The organism is Microbacterium oxydans (assembly GCF_000956405.1).
Lineage (GTDB): Bacteria > Actinomycetota > Actinomycetes > Actinomycetales > Microbacteriaceae > Microbacterium > Microbacterium oxydans_C.
Window position 1 is genome coordinate 1 of sequence record NZ_JYIV01000022.1, and the last position, 18,047, is coordinate 18,047.

General features: G+C 69.4%; 16 protein-coding genes, 1 rRNA gene and 1 riboswitch. Of the genes, 2 read left to right on the top strand and 15 right to left on the bottom strand.

What is annotated here, in order from left to right; translation table 11 throughout:
• Positions 1-64 (bottom strand): 16S ribosomal RNA (locus tag RN51_RS06140); the annotation flags it as partial.
• A 696-nt stretch (positions 65-760) separates the two neighbouring features.
• On the opposite strand from RN51_RS06140, the gene RN51_RS06145 reads away from it, so the two are divergent.
• Positions 761-2,050 carry a CoA transferase gene (locus tag RN51_RS06145; protein WP_231579233.1) on the top strand — a complete coding sequence of 430 codons (1,290 nt, stop codon included), beginning with the start codon at positions 761-763 and terminating at the stop codon, positions 2,048-2,050.
• On the opposite strand, the gene RN51_RS06150 is transcribed toward RN51_RS06145, so the two are convergent.
• From RN51_RS06150 to RN51_RS06165, 4 genes are read right to left on the bottom strand one after another with little or no spacing between them, the layout of a single operon-like run.
• Positions 2,035-2,829 carry a DUF4184 family protein gene (locus RN51_RS06150; protein ID WP_045263183.1) on the bottom strand — a complete coding sequence of 265 codons (795 nt, stop codon included), beginning with the start codon at positions 2,827-2,829 and terminating at the stop codon, positions 2,035-2,037. The genes RN51_RS06145 and RN51_RS06150 overlap by 16 nt on opposite strands.
• A gap of 11 nt (positions 2,830-2,840) precedes the next feature.
• The gene (gene tyrS, locus RN51_RS06155) at positions 2,841-4,142 is read right to left on the bottom strand and encodes a tyrosine--tRNA ligase (protein ID WP_156149113.1); all 1,302 of its coding nucleotides are present in this window, start codon (positions 4,140-4,142) and stop codon (positions 2,841-2,843) included.
• A 28-nt stretch (positions 4,143-4,170) separates the two neighbouring features.
• Entirely contained in the window at positions 4,171-4,956 is a 786-nt protein-coding gene (locus RN51_RS06160; RefSeq protein WP_045263185.1) for a hypothetical protein, read from the bottom strand.
• The gene (locus RN51_RS06165; RefSeq protein ID WP_045263186.1) at positions 4,953-5,597 is read right to left on the bottom strand and encodes a SatD family protein; all 645 of its coding nucleotides are present in this window, start codon (positions 5,595-5,597) and stop codon (positions 4,953-4,955) included. The genes RN51_RS06160 and RN51_RS06165 overlap by 4 nt, the downstream gene beginning before the upstream one ends.
• 60 nt (positions 5,598-5,657) lie before the next feature.
• Between RN51_RS06165 and RN51_RS06170 the strand changes: the two genes are divergently transcribed.
• Complete coding sequence (locus RN51_RS06170) at positions 5,658-6,254, top strand: DUF1349 domain-containing protein (RefSeq protein WP_045263187.1); 597 nt, start codon at positions 5,658-5,660, stop codon at positions 6,252-6,254.
• A gap of 47 nt (positions 6,255-6,301) precedes the next feature.
• Here the strand turns inward: RN51_RS06170 and argH are convergent, their stop codons facing one another.
• From argH to RN51_RS06220, 10 genes are all read right to left on the bottom strand, one after another.
• On the bottom strand, positions 6,302-7,732 hold the full coding sequence (gene argH, locus RN51_RS06175; protein WP_045263188.1) for an argininosuccinate lyase: 1,431 nt from the start codon (positions 7,730-7,732) through the stop codon (positions 6,302-6,304).
• A complete protein-coding gene (gene argF, locus RN51_RS06180) occupies positions 7,732-8,661 on the bottom strand; it encodes an ornithine carbamoyltransferase (protein WP_045263189.1) in 930 nt (309 codons plus the stop codon). Before argF ends, argH begins: the two co-directional genes overlap by 1 nt.
• A complete protein-coding gene (locus RN51_RS06185; RefSeq protein WP_045263190.1) occupies positions 8,658-9,863 on the bottom strand; it encodes an acetylornithine transaminase in 1,206 nt (401 codons plus the stop codon). Before RN51_RS06185 ends, argF begins: the two co-directional genes overlap by 4 nt.
• A complete protein-coding gene (argB, locus tag RN51_RS06190; RefSeq protein ID WP_045263191.1) occupies positions 9,860-10,777 on the bottom strand; it encodes an acetylglutamate kinase in 918 nt (305 codons plus the stop codon). Before argB ends, RN51_RS06185 begins: the two co-directional genes overlap by 4 nt.
• The gene (gene argJ / locus RN51_RS06195) at positions 10,774-11,931 is read right to left on the bottom strand and encodes a bifunctional glutamate N-acetyltransferase/amino-acid acetyltransferase ArgJ (RefSeq protein ID WP_045263192.1); all 1,158 of its coding nucleotides are present in this window, start codon (positions 11,929-11,931) and stop codon (positions 10,774-10,776) included. Before argJ ends, argB begins: the two co-directional genes overlap by 4 nt.
• Complete coding sequence (gene argC / locus RN51_RS06200; protein WP_045263193.1) at positions 11,928-12,980, bottom strand: N-acetyl-gamma-glutamyl-phosphate reductase; 1,053 nt, start codon at positions 12,978-12,980, stop codon at positions 11,928-11,930. Before argC ends, argJ begins: the two co-directional genes overlap by 4 nt.
• A gap of 239 nt (positions 12,981-13,219) precedes the next feature.
• A complete protein-coding gene (locus tag RN51_RS06205) occupies positions 13,220-15,370 on the bottom strand; it encodes a bifunctional hydroxymethylpyrimidine kinase/phosphomethylpyrimidine kinase (protein ID WP_045263194.1) in 2,151 nt (716 codons plus the stop codon).
• Positions 15,367-16,215, bottom strand: a complete 849-nt coding sequence (gene thiM, locus RN51_RS06210) for a hydroxyethylthiazole kinase (protein WP_082066487.1) — start codon at positions 16,213-16,215, stop codon at positions 15,367-15,369. Before thiM ends, RN51_RS06205 begins: the two co-directional genes overlap by 4 nt.
• A riboswitch (TPP riboswitch) is annotated at positions 16,206-16,300 on the bottom strand. Its footprint overlaps the gene before it by 10 nt.
• Positions 16,301-16,306: 6 nt before the next feature.
• Positions 16,307-17,269: an NAD-dependent epimerase/dehydratase family protein gene (locus RN51_RS06215; protein ID WP_045263195.1), complete on the bottom strand. Its 963-nt coding sequence runs from the start codon at positions 17,267-17,269 to the stop codon at positions 16,307-16,309.
• Positions 17,266-17,988, bottom strand: coding sequence for a DUF402 domain-containing protein (locus tag RN51_RS06220; protein ID WP_082066475.1), 723 nt, complete (start codon positions 17,986-17,988; stop codon positions 17,266-17,268). The genes RN51_RS06215 and RN51_RS06220 overlap by 4 nt, the downstream gene beginning before the upstream one ends.
• Positions 17,989-18,047 lie beyond the last annotated feature (59 nt).

An 18,047-nucleotide genomic window follows, 5' to 3' on the forward strand; every position in this document is an offset into this window, starting at 1 on the left:
CGACTTGCATGTGTTAAGCACGCCGCCAGCGTTCATCCTGAGCCAGGATCAAACTCTCCGTAAAAAAGAAATGCATACGAACCGGGGAAAAACCGGAACGCAGCGAGTTTGATGCTGACCAAAGAGACAAATTCATTGCTGACTTCATCCATTGCCAGCCCCCGGAAGGGCTGGTCTTTGATCCAAAGGAATTCTCACCCAGCCGAAGCTAGACGAGGATAATTTGGCATTTGACAAGTGCACGCTGTTGAGTTCTCAAGGATCGGATGCTCCCACGACCCAGCCATCACAGCCAGGCCCGCAGGGCAACTTCTCTATCTTACCCACCTTGTCCCGCTTGTCAAATCGGCGCGCTGTGCGAATCAGAGATCCGCAGCGCAGCTGATGACAGCCGCAGAAGAGGTGGAGTCCCTATCCTAGACGCAAGCGCCTGTTCTCTCAAGTGAGAGCGGATCGGGAGTGGTTCTCCGCTTGAGGGGGGTGAAGCTCTTGGCTCCTCCGCTTCCCTGTGGGGCGAACAAGTAATAAGTTACGCGGGTCCCGGGGATCTGGCAAATCGGGCCATCCCTCCCGGGCGTGTCGCCTTGACTCCGCCAGCAGTTTCCTCCGGGTCAGGCCCGGTTTCCACCGGGAAGTGCGCGCGGAGTACGATCACGCCATGCCTGAAGCAGCGGATCGTCGCCTCCCCGCACGCACATCCGTCCCCTCCCCCGACCGACGCTCGCGTCGGGGGGAAGCGGCCCTTCAGATGCTTGCGCGCATGAGGCAGGAGCTCGGCCTCAGCAACGAAGACGACGCCGCTCGACCGGTCCCCGTGGTCCCCCCACTCCCCTCACGCCTGGCCACCGCGGATCTCGCCTGGGCGAGTGTGGGTGCCGTCATGCTTGCCGCGGGCCGGTCCCCTGCCTCACTCGATCCGGAACGCATCGCGGTCGCGTACCGCAGCGACAGGGTTCTGACGATCGACGGGCTCGCTCCCCCGGTCTGGTCCGAGTACTCGGGGTTCTGGCGGGCCGCGGATGGATGGGTGCGCACCCACGGGAACTACCCGCACCATGCAGCCGCCCTGCGTGCAGGGCTGGGCTTGGGGGAAGGCGCCGGTGGCGATCTCGTGCGGGACGCCCTCGCGGAGCGGGCTTCCCTCGACGCGGTCAGCGACATCACCGCTGCCGGCGGTCTCGCTGTCGTGGTCGCTGCGGAGGATCCTGCCGTCGATCACGTCGCACGGGCGCGGCCGCTGCTGGAGATCAGCCGACCGGGCAGTGCATCCGGCGCGATCGGCCACCACATCGGACAGCTGTCTGCGCGCTCGGAGCCGCTGCCTCTCCGGGGAATGCGCGTCCTCGACCTCACAAGAGTCATCGCCGGCCCGGTGTGCACGAGGACGCTGGCGCTGCTCGGTGCCGATGTGCTGCGCATCGATCCGCCCAGGCTGCCCGAACCGCAGTGGCAGCACCTCGACACCGGCCACGGCAAACGGTCGGCTGTGTGGGACGCGCGGAGTTCTGAGCTGCATGATCTGCTCGCGCGCGCCGATGCCGTCGTGCTCGGCTACCGTCCCGCGGCGCTCGACCGGCTGGGGTTGAATCCCGACCTGCTCATGCACCGGCACCCTGGCCTGGTGGTCGCGCAACTGAGCGCCTGGGGAACGGAGCACCCGGAGCGCGCCGGTTTCGACAGTCTCGTGCAGGCGGAGTCAGGCATCTCGCTCATCGAATCGGTGGACGGCGACCGCCCCGGCGCTCTTCCCGCGCAAGCACTCGACCACAGCGCGGGGTACCTGCTCGCGGCCGCCGTGACCACTCGGCTTCGGCACCACCCACGGGATGAGCGTTCGTGCGTCATCCGCACATCGCTCCGTCGCGTCGCGGCGGAACTCCTCGGGATGCCGCGCCGCGCGGTCGCGGAAGACGACGGCGAGTTCGATGTGCGGCGGCATACGGCGCGGTTCGACGTCGATGGAAGCACCGTCGTGACCGCGCGACCGGCCCTCGCGGGACTCGAGTTCGCGGCCCCGCACGCCTGGGGGTCCGATCAGCCCGTGTGGTGACGGCGTCCTCGCACCGAGAGCGCGACGCAGAGCCCGAAGGTGAGCACACCCCAGAGCGCACACGCCGGAGGGAGCACCCGGTACGCGAGATGCTGAACGGTGAACTCCGCATCGAGCGGGCCGAGGACGACGAGCCCTCCGACCCACGCCGCGACGAGGATCAGGGGAAGCGAGATCCACCACGCCACGCGCACCCAGCTCGGCGACGACTGCGTCACGGTCGGACGCGGGGTCTGCCGGCGCAGCCAGAGCAGTGCCCAGATGCCGATGATCAGGAGACCGATCGCACTCGACCCGTGCTGGAGCCACTTGAAGCCGGGGAGCGGTCCCCACGTCTCACCGAGACCGGGGAACAGGTGCACGCCCCACCGGCCCTCGTGCGTGAAGAGGTCCCACACGATGTGCGAGAGCACACCGATCACGAACGATGCGGCGAGCAGGAACGGATACGCGCGCGCCCGCCCCACGCCGACGGCGGCTCCTGCCACTGCGAGACCCCTGTCGTTCCACTCGTCGGGCAGCCGCCGGGCCAGCCGGAGCGGGACGAGCTCGGGAACAGCCGGACGGAGCACGACCCGCCAGATCAGGAACAGCCCGAACGCGAGAAGCCCTGTCCACAGGACGTTGCCGAACGTGTGCGTGAACGAGTAGTTCAGTCCGACGCCACGCACGAACAACGGCAGGTCCGGCGTCATCGCACCGATCGCGATCGCCGCCGGCACGAGCGGCGTGCGGATGAACGGCAGCGCGACGAGCGCGTGACTGGGCGTGAACGGCATCGAGCTCCGACTCAGCCGACGAAGACGCCGGCGAGAGTCTTCTTACCGCGGCGGAGCACGGAGACCCCGCCGGGAAGCGTGCCCTGGATCGTCGCCGTCTCGTCGTCGACGCGTTCGCCGTCGAGCGTGACGCCACCCTGCGTGATCGCGCGCCTCGCCTCGGACAGGCTCGACACGAGTCCCGTCGACACCAGGGCCTCGACCACCGGTGCACCTGCGGCGACGGTCGCATTCGGCAGCTCTTCCAGAGCGGTGCGGAGCGTCTCGGCGTCGAGGGCGTTCAGGTCACCTTGGCCGAAGAGAGCCTCGGATGCCGCGATCACCGCCGCGGTCGCCTCGACTCCGTGCACGGTCGCCACCACTTCGAGTGCCAGCCTCTTCTGGGCGGCCCGGCGGAACGGCTCCGACGCCACGAGCTCCGCGTACTCCTCGATCTCGGACCTGCTCAGGAACGTGAACACCTTCAGGCGGTCGATCACGTCGCTGTCCGCGGTGCTCAACCAGAACTGGTACATCCGGTAGGGGCTGCACATGTCGGCATCGAGCCAGATCGCGTTGCCCTCGCTCTTGCCGAACTTGGTGCCGTCGCTGTTCGTGATGAGGGGTGTGCCGATGGCGTGCACCGATGCGCCCTCGGCACGACGGATGAGCTCGGTGCCGCTGGTGAGGTTGCCCCACTGATCCGAGCCGCCGGTCTGCAGCACGCAGTCGTACTGCCGGTACAGCTCGAGGAAGTCCAGCCCCTGCAGGATCTGGTAGCTGAACTCGGTGTAGCTGATGCCCTCGTCGGAGTTGAGCCGCGCGGCGACCGCGTCCTTCTTGAGCATCGTGCCCACACGGAAGTACTTGCCGATCTCGCGCAGGAAGTCGATCGCGCTCAGCGGCGCGGTCCAGTCGAGGTTGTTCACGATGCGAGCGGCGTTCTCACCCTCGAAGCTGAGGTAGCGCTCCACCTGCGAACGCAGGCGCCCGACCCACTCCTCGACCGTCTCCCGGGTGTTCAGCGTGCGCTCGGCCGTGGGGCGCGGGTCGCCCACGAGTCCGGTCGAGCCGCCGACGAGGCCGAGCGGCTTATGGCCGGCGAGTTGGATGCGACGCAGGGTGAGCAGTTGCACGAGATTTCCGAGGTGCAGACTCGGCGCTGTCGGATCGAACCCGCAGTAGTACGTGATGGGGTCTCCCGCGAGCAGGGCGCGCAGCGCCTCCTGGTCGGTGGACACGTGGACCAGGCCACGCCACACGAGTTCGTCCCACACGTTCTCGAACGTGGGGTCGATCGCCTGGGGTGCGGTCGTCAGAGCGGGAGTTGACACGCGCTCCAGGCTATCAGCGCGGTGCAGCTCAACTGTGCGCGGCCCACCACACCAGGAACGCGGCGCTCAGTGCGATCACCCAGCTCACCAGGCTTCCGACGAGGAAGTACTCGGCGCGGGCGCCGGTCTCGCCGTCGCGGGAGATCTCGGGGAATCGGACGATGCCCTTCGCGGCGAGCATCGCGGCCAGGATCGGGTACGCCGCGGCGAGGGTGAGGATCAGCACGAGGATGCGCTCGAGCGGTCCGATCAGCCGACCGCCTTTGAAGCCGCTGCGCGGATCGCGGGGTGTCGACGCCGTATCGGTGGCTCCGTCCTCCACGGCGTCCGGTGCGACTGGGGCCTCTTCCGCCACTGTCGGCACGGCCGGGTCGCGCGGAATCCACGTGTGCTCGCCGTCGAGTGCCGCGCGCACCACGAGGTTCGACGACTCGAGGAGGAAGACCCCGGCGCCCAGCGCGAGCATGGCGAGGTCGAACGGAACCTCCCCGAACGGCGACCGGAGGTGCCACGTCGCTCCGATGAGACCGGATTCAGAACGGGCACCGAGCCAGACGACCGCACCGACGCTCAGTGCGGCGAGCAGGACGGCGGGCCAGAACCCCAGGGGCGCCGGGCGCTCCGTCGGCATGCACCACACCCAGAGCGCACCGACGACGAGGGCGAGCACCATGGGGAGCAGCGCATCGCTGATGCTGCCGAGCAGGAGCAGCACGATGGCGACCACGAGGTAGCCGATCCAACGGCGGGGTGCGAACTGACGCACCAGATCGGCGGCGCCGACAGCCAGGAGGAGGAACCCCGCGACGATCATGCGCGCGACCCTCGAAGTGCGGCGACGCCTTCGATGAGCGCGGCCGTTCCCGCATTGCGCAGCGACTTGGAGACGCTGGGCTGGGTGATGCCCTCCTCCGCCGCGAGCTCCTGCTGGGATCGACCGAGCAGACGACCGTAGGCGAGCCGTCGCTCACGCTCGCTCATCGCCCCCACCAGCTCATCGCGGACGAGGAGGTAGGCGTTCGACGCGGCGATCGTGCTCTCCATGACCTCATCCTGCCCGGAGGATCCGACAATCCAGGACCGCGTGCGCGGCACGGCGCGACTCTCTCGCGCGTGCACGGTCTCGATCGCTGCTCGAGCCGCGTACCAACCCGGTCCGTCGGCGAGTTCACCGTGCACGGACTCGACCGGGCGCACCTCCCCCACCCCGATGCCGAAGCGGAAGGCGACTCCGTCCGGCAGCCGCAGCTGGATCATCAGGAGCGACACCATCGCGTCGCCCAGATCGAGGTAGACCCCCTGCTGCTCGTCGCCGACCGTGGGCGTGAGCGGCTGCGCCGCCAACGGAAGGTCTGCTTCGACCTTGGCTATCGTGTCGTCGAGCACGCGTTGCGCGGCCGTGCGGTCGTCGAGACGACGAGAGCCCACGATGTCGGCGAGTACCGCGATGACCATGGCATAACCATATCACGAATAATCCTAGACTTATGCGTCTATTGGTTATATCTTGGGGACATGCCTGAATCGCACATGATCCCCTGGTCCGACGGAGCCTGGACCAACGCCCCGGCCTCCCCCGCCGCGCTGCCCGACGGAACGGCCCCGCTCGATGTCACCGCCGTGGAGAGCAGCGACGCCTGGCGGCACACCGCCTACGGCTTCGTGCACGACACCGAGCACGCTCTGCTCGCCCCGCTCGGGGTCGGCGAGGCGATGGAGGTCTCTTTCCGCGCGCCGTGGGACGGCCAGTTCGACCAGGCAGGTGTCTTCGTGCGCATCGACGACGAGCACTGGGTGAAGACGGGCCTCGAGTACGCCGACGGCCATCTGGGACTCGGGGCCGTGGTCACCGCCGGTGGCTCCGACTGGTCGGTCGGCCACGTCGACGAGTGGCTCGAGAGCGAGATCACCGTGCGCGTCAGCCGCTGGGCGGATTCCCTGATCGTTCGCGCCCGCGCCGACGACGGCCCCTGGCGACTCGTCAGGGTCGCGCCATTCGACGGACAGGCAGCCGCGGCAGCCGGTCCGTTCCTCGCGGCTCCGACACGCGCCGGCCTCACCGTGCGCTTCACGCGCTGGGAGCGGTCGGAGGCCGACGCCGACCTGCACTGAGCAGGCCGCGACGACGGCCGCCTGCGCCTCCGGTCAGATACCTCAGGTCAGATGCCGAGGGCGTGGGCGGCTGCTTGCGCGCGCGCGACGAGTTCCGCGCGCTGCTCGGCGACGCGTTCCGGCGCAGTGCCGCCGACGCCGGTCCGCGACGCGACGGAGCCCTCGATCGTGAGCACCTCGCGCACCTCCGGAACGAGATGCGGCGACACCGAGAGCAGCAGCTCGTCGGATGCGTCCTCCAGGCCGATCCCCTGCTCCTCGCACGCCCGCACGAGCGCGCCGGAGATCTCGTGCGCATCGCGGAACGGTACCCGGCGCTTCACGAGCCACTCCGCGACATCCGTCGCGAGAGAGAAACCCTGCGGGGCGAGCGCCGCCATGCGTTCGGTGTCGAAACGCAGGGTCGCAACCATCCCGGCGAATGCGGGAAGCACCACCTCGAGCGTCCGCACCGAGTCGAAGACCGGCTCCTTGTCCTCCTGCAGGTCGCGGTTGTACGCGAGCGGGAGGCCCTTGAGGGTGGCAAGCAGACCCGAGAGGTTTCCGATCAGTCGCCCCGACTTGCCCCGAGCGAGCTCGGCGATGTCGGGATTCTTCTTCTGCGGCATGATGCTCGAGCCGGTCGAGTAGCCGTCGTCGAGGGTGACGAAGCCGAACTCCCGGGTGTTCCAGAGGATGATCTCCTCGGACAGACGCGAGATGTCGACGCCCGTCATGGCCGTGATGAAGGCGAACTCCGCCACGACATCGCGAGCCGCCGTGCCGTCGAGCGAGTTCTCGGCCGGACGGTCGAGACCCAGCTCGGTCGCGACGAGTGCGGGATCGAGCCCGAGCGTGGAACCGGCCAGCGCTCCGCCGCCGTAGGGCGAGACGCCAGCCCGTCGACGCCAGTCCACGAGCCGTTCGAGTTCACGGACCAGCGGCCATCCGTGCGCCTGCAGGTGGTGGGCGAGCAGAACCGGCTGCGCGTGCTGCAGATGCGTGCGGCCGGGAAGGATCGCCGTGGGATGCGCCTCTGCCTGGGCGACCAGGGCATCGATCACCCGGAGGATGTCGCGGGCGATCACTCGCGCATGGTCGATCAGGTACATGCGCACGAGCGTGGCGATCTGGTCGTTGCGGCTGCGTCCGGCGCGCAGTCGCCCGCCGAGCTCCGGCCCGAGCTCGGCGATCAGCGCCTGCTCCAGCGCGCCGTGCACGTCCTCGTCTGTGGGCACGGGGAGCAGAGTGCCGTCGGCGACCTTGCGCGCGACCGCGTCGAGCCCCTCGTGCATCCGCCGCGCCTCATCCGGCTCCAGATATCCCGCCGCTTCGAGCGCGGTGGCGTGGGCATGGGAGCCCGCGATGTCGTACGGCGCGAGGATCCAGTCGAAGTGGGTGGAACGACTCAGCTCGACGAGTTCGGGAGAGGGACCCGTGGCGAATCGCGCACCCCAGAGCGCGCCCTCGTTGGTGCCTTCGTGCGTCGTGTCGCTCATCACGCGTCCTTCTTGCCGAGGAGCCAGACCAGGAGAGCCTTCTGCGCGTGCAGTCGGTTCTCGGCCTCGTCCCAGACCACGCTCTGCGGGCCGTCGATCACACTGGAGTCGACCTCGTAGCCGCGGTCGGCCGGAAGGCAGTGGATGAAGATCGCTTCGGGATCGGCCAGGGTCATCGTCTCCGGGGTGACCTTGTAGCCGCCGAGGTCGCGGATGCGTGCGAGCTTCTCCTCCTCCTTGCCCATCGACACCCAGGTGTCGGTCACGACGACGTCAGCGCCTGCAGCGGCCTCGACGGGATCGGTGTAGAGCGCGATCGACCCGCCGGTCTCGGCGGCGCGGCGATCGGCGGCCTCGATGACATCCGCGCGGGGAGCGTAGTCCTCGGGAGAGGCGATGCGCACATGCATGCCGGCGGTCACACCCGCAAGCGCGTAGGAGTGCGCCATGTTGCTCTGCCCGTCTCCGAAGAACGTCAGCGTGAGCCCCTTCAGGTCGCCCTTGTGCTCGCGGATCGTGAGCAGGTCGGCGAGCAGCTGACACGGGTGGAAGTCATCCGACAGCGCGTTGATGACCGGCACACGCGTACCTTCCGCCATCTCCTCGAGACCCGACTGCGCGTACGTGCGCCACACGATCGCGGCGACCTGACGCTCCAGCACACGAGCGGTGTCGGACGGGGTCTCCTTGCCGCCGAGCTGGCTGCTCGCGGTCGAGATGATCAACGGCGAACCGCCGAGGTCCGCGATGCCCACCGCGAACGAGACGCGGGTGCGCGTGGAGGACTTGTCGAAGATGACCGCGACGGTCTGCGGGCCGGCGAGGCTCTTGTCCGCCCAACGGTCCTTCTTCAGCTCGATGGCGAGATCGAGGATCTCGGCCTGCTCGGCGGGGGTCAGATCGTCGTCACGCAGCAGGTGGCGGGTCATGCGGGTACCTTTCCGGCAGCGGAGGCCTGGACGTCGGCGAGGGAAGCGGCGAACAGTTCGCGGAACTCGGCGAGCTCGGCGTCGCCGATCGTGAGAGCCGGTGCGATGCGAACCGTCTCGGGGTTGGCGGCGTTGACGATGAGGCCGCGCTCTTGGGCGGCTGCGACGACCGCGCCGGCGACCGGCGCGGTCAGTGCCACGCCGACGAGCAGACCACGGCCACGTACGCCGTCGATCAGGGGCGAATCGATGCCGAGCAGGATCTCGCGCAGCTCCGCACCGCGACGCGCGGCGTTCTCGACCAGGCCGGCACTCTCGATCTCGGCCAGCACTGCATCCGCGACCGCGGTCGCGAGCGGGTTGCCGCCGAACGTGGAGCCGTGCGAGCCGGGGGTGAAGAGCGCGCTCGCGGCACCGAACGTGACGAGTGCCCCGATCGGGAAGCCGCCGCCGATGCCCTTGGCGAGGGTGATCGCATCGGGGGTGATGCCCTCGTGACTGAATCCGAACCATGCACCCGTGCGGCCGGCACCCGTCTGGATCTCGTCGACGATCAGCAGGGCGCCGTGAGCGAGGGTCAGCGAGCGTGCTGCAGCGAGATAGCCCTCGGGCAGCTCGACCACCCCGGCCTCGCCCTGGATCGGCTCGACGATCACGGCGGCGACGCGATCGTCCATCGCCGCTTCGAGAGCCTCGATCGTGGCCGGGATGTGCTCGACCCCGGCGGGCATCGGCTCGAACGGCGCGCGCATCGAGGCCTTGGCCGTGAGCGCGAGCGATCCCATCGTGCGACCGTGGAAACCGTTCTCGAGCGCGAGGATGCGCGGCCGCTCGGAGCCGCCGTGCAGACGCGCGAGCTTGAAGGCGGCCTCATTGGCTTCCGCGCCCGAGTTCGAGAAGAACACGCGGCCGTCGATGCCGGCACCGGCCAGACGCTTGAGGCGTGCCGCGAGCGCGAGCTGGGGCGGGGTGGCGAAGTAGTTCGACACGTGCGCGAGCGTGGCCGCCTGCGTCGAGACCGCCTCGACGAAGGCCGGATGCGCGTGCCCGAGCGAGGTCACCGCGATGCCCGCGAGGAAGTCGAGGTGGCGTCGGCCGTCGGCATCCCACAGGTACGAGCCCTCACCGCGGACCAGCAGCGCGAGCCGCTCTCCCGCGTTGAGCACGAGATCGCGTGCCGCATCGTCCTGCCAGACGGTCATGCCGTCACCTCGTTCTTTCCCAGGACCACTTCGGTCCCGATTCCCTTGCTGGTGAAGAGTTCGACGAGCACCGAGTGCGGCACCCGTCCATCGATGATCGCCGCCGCGTCGACGCCGCCCTCGACCGCGTCGAGACAGGCCCGCATCTTCGGGATCATCCCCGACTCGAGCGTCGGAAGCATCTGGATGAGCGCATCCGACGTCAGATGCGACACCAGTGAATCGCGGTTGGGCCAGTCGGCGTAGAGGCCCGGCACGTCGGTCAGGATGACGAGCTTGCGCGCGTGCAACGAGACCGCGAGGGCCGCCGCCGCCGCATCCGCATTGACGTTGAGCGACTGACCGGGGTGATCCAGATCGGGGGCGATGCTCGACACGACGGGGATGCGCCCGGCGGCGAGGTGGTCGAGCACAGGCGTCGGATCGACTTCGACGACATCGCCCACCCGACCGAGGTCGACCTCTTCGCCGTCGATCACGACACCACGACGGCGCCCGCCGAAGAGCCCGGCATCCTCACCGCTGAGACCCGTGGCGATCGGACCGTGCGAGTTGATCTTCGACACGAGCTGCGGGTTGACCTGCCCGGTGAGCACCATGCGCACGACGCTGATCGCCTCGGTGTTGGTGACTCGGTAGCCGCCCTTGAACTCGCTCGGGATCTCCAGACGCTGCAGCATGTTCGAGATCTGCGGGCCCCCGCCGTGCACCACGACCGGAAGCACTCCGACATAGCGGAGGTAGGCGATGTCCTGAGCGAAGGCGTCCTGCAGCTCCTCCGACACCATGGCGTTGCCGCCGTACTTGATGACGACGATCTGGTCGCGGAACTTCTTCAGCCACGGCAGCGACTCGATGAGCGTCGTGGCCTTCTGCGCGGCGACGTCCGGCGTGGTGTCCTGGATGTCGGTCATGAGGCGTAGGCGCTGTTCTCGTGCACGTAGTCGTGGGTCAGGTCGTTCGTGAGCACCGTGGCCGTCGACTCCCCGACCTTGAGGTCGATCACGAGGTGCGTGGCGCGCGGGGTGAGGTCGACCTCTTCGCGTGGGCGGTCCGGACCACCCTGGCTGCAGACCCGCACGCCGTTCATCCAGACGTCGACGTCGTAGGGGTCGAACTGCGCACTCGTCGTGCCGATCGCCGCGAGCACTCGTCCCCAGTTCGGATCGTTGCCGAAGATCGCCGCCTTGAAGAGGTTGTTGCGCGCGACCGAACGGCCCACTTCGACGGCTTCCTGCTCCGACACCGCGTGCTGCACCTCGATCGTGATGTCATGGCTCGCGCCTTCGGCATCGCCCTGCAGCTTGACCGCGAGCTCCTGGGAGAGCTCGATGAGCGCGGCGGTGAAGTCATCGAGCTCCGGCACGACCTCGGACGCGCCGTTGGCGAGGAGCGTCACCTGGTCGTTCGTCGACATGCAGCCGTCGGAGTCGAGACGGTCGAACGTCTGCCCTGTCGCACGGCGCAGCGCCTCATCGGCCTGCATCGGCTCGAGGACGGCGTCGGTCGTGATCACCACGAGCATCGTGGCGAGTCCCGGCGCGAGCATTCCCGCGCCCTTCGCCATGCCGCCGATCGTCCAGCCATCACGGCTGATCACGGCGGTCTTCGCAACGGTATCGGTGGTCATGATCGCCTGTGCCGCGCTCTCTCCGCCATCGGCGCTGAGCTCGGCGATCGCCTGCTCGGTGCCGGCGAGCACGCGCGAGCGGAACGTCTCGTCGCCGGTGCCGATGAGGCCGGTGGAGCAGATCAGCACATCTCCGGCGCTGACGCCGAGCAGCTCGGCCGCCTTCTCCGCCGTCTGGTGGGTGGTCTGGAACCCGAACGCGCCGGTGAAGCAGTTCGCACCGCCGGAGTTGAGCACCACGGCCTCGACGACCCGGTCGGCCACTGCCTGCTGCGACCAGATGATCGGGTTCGCCTTGGCGCGGTTGCTCGTGAAGACTGCGGCACCCACCTTGCGAGGTCCGCGGTTGACGACGACGGCGACATCGGGCTTGCCGGTCGACTTGAGCCCGGCGGCGACACCGGCCGCTTCGAATCCTGCGGGGGCGGTGACGCTCACGGCGCTACTCCGTTCACTGAGAGGGCGCGGGCTTCGGGGAGACCCAGCGCGATGTTCATGGATTGGACGGCAGCGCCGGCGGTGCCCTTGACGAGGTTGTCGACCGCGGTGACGACCGTGACCCGGTTCGCGGCCCGGTCGATCGCGAGGCCGATCAGCGCGGTGTTGGCTCCGAGCACGTCGGCCGTGCGGGGGAAGCGTCCCTCCGGCAGCAGCTGCACGAAGGTCTCGTCGCCATAGGCGCTCTGCCAGGCATCACGGATCTGCGCATCCGTCGCACCGTCGACGATGGGTGCGGTCGACGTGGCGAGGATCCCGCGCGACATGGGCACCAGCACCGGTGTGAACGAGATCCGGATGCCGTCGGGCTCCGTCCCGGACGCCGCGGCGAGCGCCTGACGGATCTCGGGGATGTGTCTGTGGGTGCCGCCGACCGCATAGGGGTTGGCGGTGCCGAGGATCTCGCTGCCGAGCAGGTTCGTCTTGAGGCTCTTCCCCGCGCCGGAAGGCCCCACGGCGAGCACGGAGACGATGTCGGACGGGTCGATCACCCCGGCGGCCACGCCGGGGGCGAGGCTGAGACTCACGGTGGAGGCGTTGCATCCCGGCGCCGCGATGCGCGTGGCTCCGCGGAGGTGCTCGCGCTGCTTGACCCCGTCGACGAGCAGCTCTGGCACGCCGTAGGTCCACGGTTCATGGAAGTCGCCGCCGTAGAACGCATCCCACGCCGAGGCGGACGTGAGCCGGTGGTCCGCGCCGGCATCGATCACGAGCGGGACATCACCCAGCGCATCGGTGTACTGCCCCGACTGCCCGTGCGGCAAGGCGAGGAACACGATGTCGTGGCCGGCGAGGATCTCCGGGGTCGTGTCCTGCAGCGTGAGGTGCGCGAGCGAGCGCAGGTGCGGCTGGTGGTCGACGAGAGGCTGCCCGGCGTTCGAATGCGCCGTGACGGTGCGGATCTCCATGTCGGGATGGGCGGCCAGGAGGCGCAGAATCTCGCCGCCTGCGTAGCCGGATGCGCCGGAGACGGCGACGGAATACGTCATGCTTCTACCTTAACGGTCAGGCCCTCGAGGAAATCGGGACCGTGGACGGGGCCGGAGGCGGCGACACCGGCACTCGACCGCCGTGCGCGCACGGGCAGAAGGGCGGGGTCGCCTACAGTCGGCGGCCGCGGCGTCGGCGCACAGCGATGACGCTCGGAGCGAGCGTCGGAGAAGCGGTGGCGGCCGAAGGCATGTCGCGACAGTAGCGCGGCCTCGGCGGCCACCGCAAATCCGGATCGTCATCTGCGGGGTGAGGGTTCCAGCGGCGCGGCGAAGAAGGCGAGTTCGTGGGCACTCGAGACCTCGAAGACGTGGCGCATCCTGGCGCGGATCGCGGCATCAGCCGTTGCCGCCGCTTCGGAGGCGTAGGCGATCGCCGTCTCGGTCGCCTCTTCGAACGCGGGGTCGGCGTAGGTCGCCAGCCACGAGGCGTATGGATGCCGGGGATCCCGCGCGTACGGACCGAAGGCTCCGGCGTGCAGGCGTCGGCCGAGGTCGGTGTAGAGCCAGAAGCACGGGAGGACGGCCGCGACGATCTCGGCGTAGTCCCCACCGAACGCGACAGAGCGCAGGTGATCGAGGTAGGCGGTGGTCGCCGGCCCCGGCTCGGCGGAGAAGGTGTCCGTGCTCACCCCCTGCGTCGGAGTCAACCACGACGCGTGCAGCTCGAGCTCGCCCGCGATCGAACCGCGCGCGGACTCCGCCCAGAACGCCTGCTCATCGGACGTCGGCGCGAGCCTGGACGCCTGCGCGAGCACACGGGCGTACTCACGCAGGTACAGCGCGTCCTGGGCGAGATAGGACAGGAACGGTCGACGCTCGAGCGTTCCGTCGGCGAGCGCGCGGATGAAGGGCAGCTCGTCGATCGCGGTGCGGATCTCCCGGATGTCGTGCCACCAGTCCGCCGCGATGTCGTCCACCGCCGGCCGCGCCTCTGTTCCTGCCCGTTGCCAGAGTCCGGCGAAGTGGTTGATCGGCCCGTGCCCACCGCCGACGCGCAACGCGTCCCCCGCCCGCAGGGCTTCGCGAAGCCAGACGCGCGCAGCCCCCACAGCCTCGCCCACGTCGAGCCCCCGTGCGAGAAGGGTCGCGAGCGCAGATGACAACGAGCAGCCGGTGCCGTGGGTGTTGTCGGTCGCGATGCGTGACCCTGGAAAGTCGCTGCGCAGCCCGAGCGCCGCGTCGACCAGCGCATCGGGGGCTTCGTCTCCGACGAGATGCCCGCCCTTGACCAGAACGGCCGCGCCGATCCGTGCGGACAGCTCGTGCGCAGCCGAGACGGCATCCTCCCAGTCGGCGATGTCTCGACCGACGAGCACCGCGAGCTCGGCGAGGTTCGGGGTGATCAGAGTCGCTCGCGCGAGGAGTTCGTGCAGTGCTCTCTCCGCCGCCGGATCCAGCAGCCGATCGCCGGAGGTCGCGACCATGACGGGATCGAGCACCACGACGGGCGGGCGTACGCGGTCGAGCCACGCCCCCACCGTGCGGATGACCTCGGCGTCGGCGAGCATCCCGATCTTCACGGCATCGATCACGATGTCGTCCGACACCGCGTCGAGTTGCGCACGCAGGAAGTCGACCGGCGGAACGTGCACGGCACGGACGCCGCGTGTGTTCTGCGCCGTGAGCGCCGTGAGCACCGCCATCCCGTATCCGCCGTTCGCGGCGATGGACTTGAGGTCGGCCTGGATACCCGCCCCTCCGGACGGGTCGCTCCCGGCGATACTGAGCACCCTCGGCACGATGCCGGAGCGCCAGCGTCGCAGGAACCGCGTCGCTGCAGCAGCCGGATCGTCAGCCGCGCACAACGCCGAGACGACGGCCAGCCCCGATGCTCCGGCATCGCGCAGGGATTCGGTGTCGTCGATGCCGACGCCGCCGATCGCCACGCACGGGAGCGGGCTGTTCCGGACGAAGTCACGAAAGCCCTCCACGCCGAGCGGGGCGGGGTGATCCGGCTTCGTGAGGGTCGGGCGGATCACCCCGACCCCGAGGTAGTCGACCGTTCCGGGCGGGAGCGCGCGGACCGCATCGAGGTGCGCGGCGGTGTTGGCGGTGAGGCCGATCAACGCGTCGGGTCCGAGTGCTTCACGGGCGCGCAGCACCGAGGCGTCTCCCTGACCGAGGTGCACGCCATCGACGCGGGCTCCGCGCTCGCGCGCCGCCACAGCCGCATCCAGCCGATCGTTCACCACCAGCAGCGCCCGACCGTCGATCGCCTGCGACAGGGCCACCAGCTGTTCGACCGTCTCCGCCTCGGTCGCCTCCTTGTCGCGCAGCTGGACGATGCGCGCCCCGCCGTCCACCGCGCGCCGGACGGTCTCGACGACGCCCCGGTCTCCGCACAGCGCCGCATCCGTGACGAGGTAGAGCGAGAGGTCGGCGTTCACAGCGCACCGCCTTCGACGCGGGCACGGGCCACGATGTCGTCGGAGCGCACCGCAGCGAGCGCATCCAGCAGTGCGACGGCGAAGGTCCCCGGCCCCGTGGACCGTTCTGCTGCCTGCTCCGCCGCGATCGTGTAGACGAGGCTCGCAGACGCGACCGCCGTGAGCGCATCGTGTCCGGTGCCCCGCGCCGCACCGAGGAAGGCGGCCATCACCGCGCCCAGAGCACAACCGCCGCCCGTGACCCTCGTGAGCAGCTCGTGCCCGTTGGACAACCGCAGCACGCGCTCCCCGTCGGTGAGCAGATCGAGCGGGCCGGACACGGCCACCACGCCGCGTGTCGTCCGAGCCAGCGCCGATGCGGCCTCAGCCGCGGACTCGGTGCTGTCGGTGGAATCCACACCCCGCCCGCCGGTGCTGAGCCCCGCGAGAGCCAGCACCTCCGAGGCGTTGCCGCGGATCGCGGTCGGACGCTGCTCGACGAGCTGACGCGCGAGTGCGGTGCGCACCGGGAGCGCACCGACCGCGACGGGGTCGAGCACCCAGGGCGTACCGGCTGCCCGCGCACCGGTGACGGCTTCCAGAGTCGCCGCGCGCTGCTCCGGGGTGGGCGTTCCCAGGTTGATCAGCATCCCCGAGGCGACACCGGCGAACATGCCGGCCTCCCCGACGATGTCGACCATGGCGGGAGCAGCGCCGAGCGCCAGCAGCACGTTGGCGGTGAAGCCGGTGACCACGGCGTTGGTGATGCAGTGCGTCAGCGGTGGCGCCTCACGCAACACCCCCAGCAGCACCGCAGCCTTTTCGGCGAGATCGTGTGTGGAATCAGGACGCAGAAGATCTCTCATCGCGACATCCCTTCGCTAGTACGAACTAGATCAGGTTCGACGGGTCTGTTCTCAGCCGCGGATCGCGGCACCCCGTGTCACTGGTCGCAGTCTAGCGATCGGCCAGCAGCGCCCGCTCCTGCGCGCGCGTGAGCCCGGCACGTCGTTCGCGGTCGAGTCCGCGCTCCCGTTCGTCGGCGAGCACGCGCTCGATCGTGTCGACGAGCGGACGGAGCACGCCTCCGCTCTCGTGGAACGCCGCATTCGAGCGGGTCATGAATCCCGTCATCTCGGGTGGAAACCACAGCGGCAGGGAATGCGGGCCGGACCAGTGGTCCACGCCATGCGCGATGAGCCACTCCTCGTCCGCGACGACGGTCGCCCCGGTGTGCCCGGATGCAGCGCGGACCGACTGCAGCACATCCACGAGAGGCCTCTCGTCGCCGACGGCGTTGACGGCTCCGCTGCCTCGCGCGGTCACGATGTACTCCGCGAGATCGTCGACGTCGATCAACTGCGCGCTCCGCCCGTCCAGCGGGGGCAACAGCACGGTGTCAGCGTCGGCACGAGCGAACGCGGCACTCCAGTAGCCGAAGCGGTCGCTCGGGTCTCCGTCGCCCACGATCAGGCCGGGACGCACCACGAGCGCCCGCTCCCCCAATCGGGCGACGGCGTCCTCGGCGGCGACCTTCTGCGCCGCGTACTCGTACTCGTCGCCGGGAGCCGCCGCCGGGTGTCGTGGAACCGCTTCGTCCGCACCGACCGTCTCGTCGTCGGAGTACACCGACACGGATGACACGTACGTCCATCGTGCCGCTCGATCGCCGAGCATCTCGACCGCCCGATCGACATGCGCCGCCTGGGAGGAGACGTCGACGACGTGGTCCCACTCCCGTCGTGCGAGGTCGGCGTAGGTCGACGCGTCCTCGCGATCGCCACGCACCAGGACCGTTCCCTCCGGCGCGGGCCGTGTGCCTCGAGCGAGGCAGGTGACCGCGGCTCCGTGGTCGCGCCAGTGCCCGGCGATGCGAGCGGAGAGCCAGCCGGTTCCGCCGAGGATCAGAACATCCGTCATGGTGTGCCGGCGGCCAACCGGTCCAGACCCGCCAACACCGGAACGGTCCAGGCGGGATCGGGCCGCCAGCGGGTCCAGGCGGAGTCGAAAGGCCAGTCGTCGGCCTCGAACGCCGCGATCGCGGCGTCTGCGTGTCGCTCGATCTGCGCGGCCTGCTCGGAGCTGAGCCGCCCCTGTTCGATCGCGGCGACGAGCTCATCCTCGTCCTTGAGGTGGATGCCGCCCTCCGGATCGATCTCGACGTCGAGGATGTGGTCGGACGAGAAGGTGTCACGGTCCGTGCGCAGATGCGCGTTCTCGAGGTTCACGTACCACCCCGAGAACACCCAGTCGGGGCCGCTGGCGTCGCTCCAGAACAGCCAGATCGACCACGGCAGGCCCGCGGGCGCGATGCACAGCACCCCGTTGCCCCGCCAGCGCTCCACGATGCGCGTCCGCGGTTCGAGCCAGCGCCGGGCGAGAGGCACTTCCCGAACGCGCTGTCCATCGCTGGAGCCGGGCGCCTCCTGGAGCGTCCCGGGAGCGAGCCAGGCCACGAGACCGCGCTCGTCGTCGCGCACCACGCGCATCGGTGAGATCCTGGACGGTTCTCCCGGCTGCCACCCCGGTTTCCGGTAGTGCCAGTCGATCTGTGCGCCGGGCTCGAGGAACGGCCCCTCGCCGAGCGGTCTCGCCCCGTCGGGGACGGCGGCTGGAGTGCCCTGGGGGAGGATTCTCATCCCGCCACGGTACTCCGGCGCCGACCTCGATCATCCGAGGACGACACGGTTCGCCTCAC

What these genes read in the sequence shown, in the direction of transcription:
- argC (WP_045263193.1), bottom strand. Translation starts at nt 12,980, where the DNA reads ATGACGTATTCCGTCGCCGTCTCCGGCGCATCCGGCTACGCAGGCGGC.
- RN51_RS06150 (WP_045263183.1), bottom strand. Translation starts at nt 2,829, where the DNA reads ATGCCGTTCACGCCCAGTCACGCGCTCGTCGCGCTGCCGTTCATCCGC.
- RN51_RS06170 (WP_045263187.1), top strand. Translation starts at nt 5,658, where the DNA reads ATGCCTGAATCGCACATGATCCCCTGGTCCGACGGAGCCTGGACCAAC.
- RN51_RS06160 (WP_045263185.1), bottom strand. Translation starts at nt 4,956, where the DNA reads ATGATCGTCGCGGGGTTCCTCCTCCTGGCTGTCGGCGCCGCCGATCTG.
- argB (WP_045263191.1), bottom strand. Translation starts at nt 10,777, where the DNA reads ATGACCGACATCCAGGACACCACGCCGGACGTCGCCGCGCAGAAGGCC.
- argH (WP_045263188.1), bottom strand. Translation starts at nt 7,732, where the DNA reads ATGAGCGACACGACGCACGAAGGCACCAACGAGGGCGCGCTCTGGGGT.
- RN51_RS06165 (WP_045263186.1), bottom strand. Translation starts at nt 5,597, where the DNA reads ATGGTCATCGCGGTACTCGCCGACATCGTGGGCTCTCGTCGTCTCGAC.
- RN51_RS06145 (WP_231579233.1), top strand. Translation starts at nt 761, where the DNA reads ATGAGGCAGGAGCTCGGCCTCAGCAACGAAGACGACGCCGCTCGACCG.
- RN51_RS06185 (WP_045263190.1), bottom strand. Translation starts at nt 9,863, where the DNA reads ATGACCGTCTGGCAGGACGATGCGGCACGCGATCTCGTGCTCAACGCG.
- RN51_RS06220 (WP_082066475.1), bottom strand. Translation starts at nt 17,988, where the DNA reads ATGAGAATCCTCCCCCAGGGCACTCCAGCCGCCGTCCCCGACGGGGCG.
- thiM (WP_082066487.1), bottom strand. Translation starts at nt 16,215, where the DNA reads ATGAGAGATCTTCTGCGTCCTGATTCCACACACGATCTCGCCGAAAAG.
- argF (WP_045263189.1), bottom strand. Translation starts at nt 8,661, where the DNA reads ATGACCCGCCACCTGCTGCGTGACGACGATCTGACCCCCGCCGAGCAG.
- RN51_RS06215 (WP_045263195.1), bottom strand. Translation starts at nt 17,269, where the DNA reads ATGACGGATGTTCTGATCCTCGGCGGAACCGGCTGGCTCTCCGCTCGC.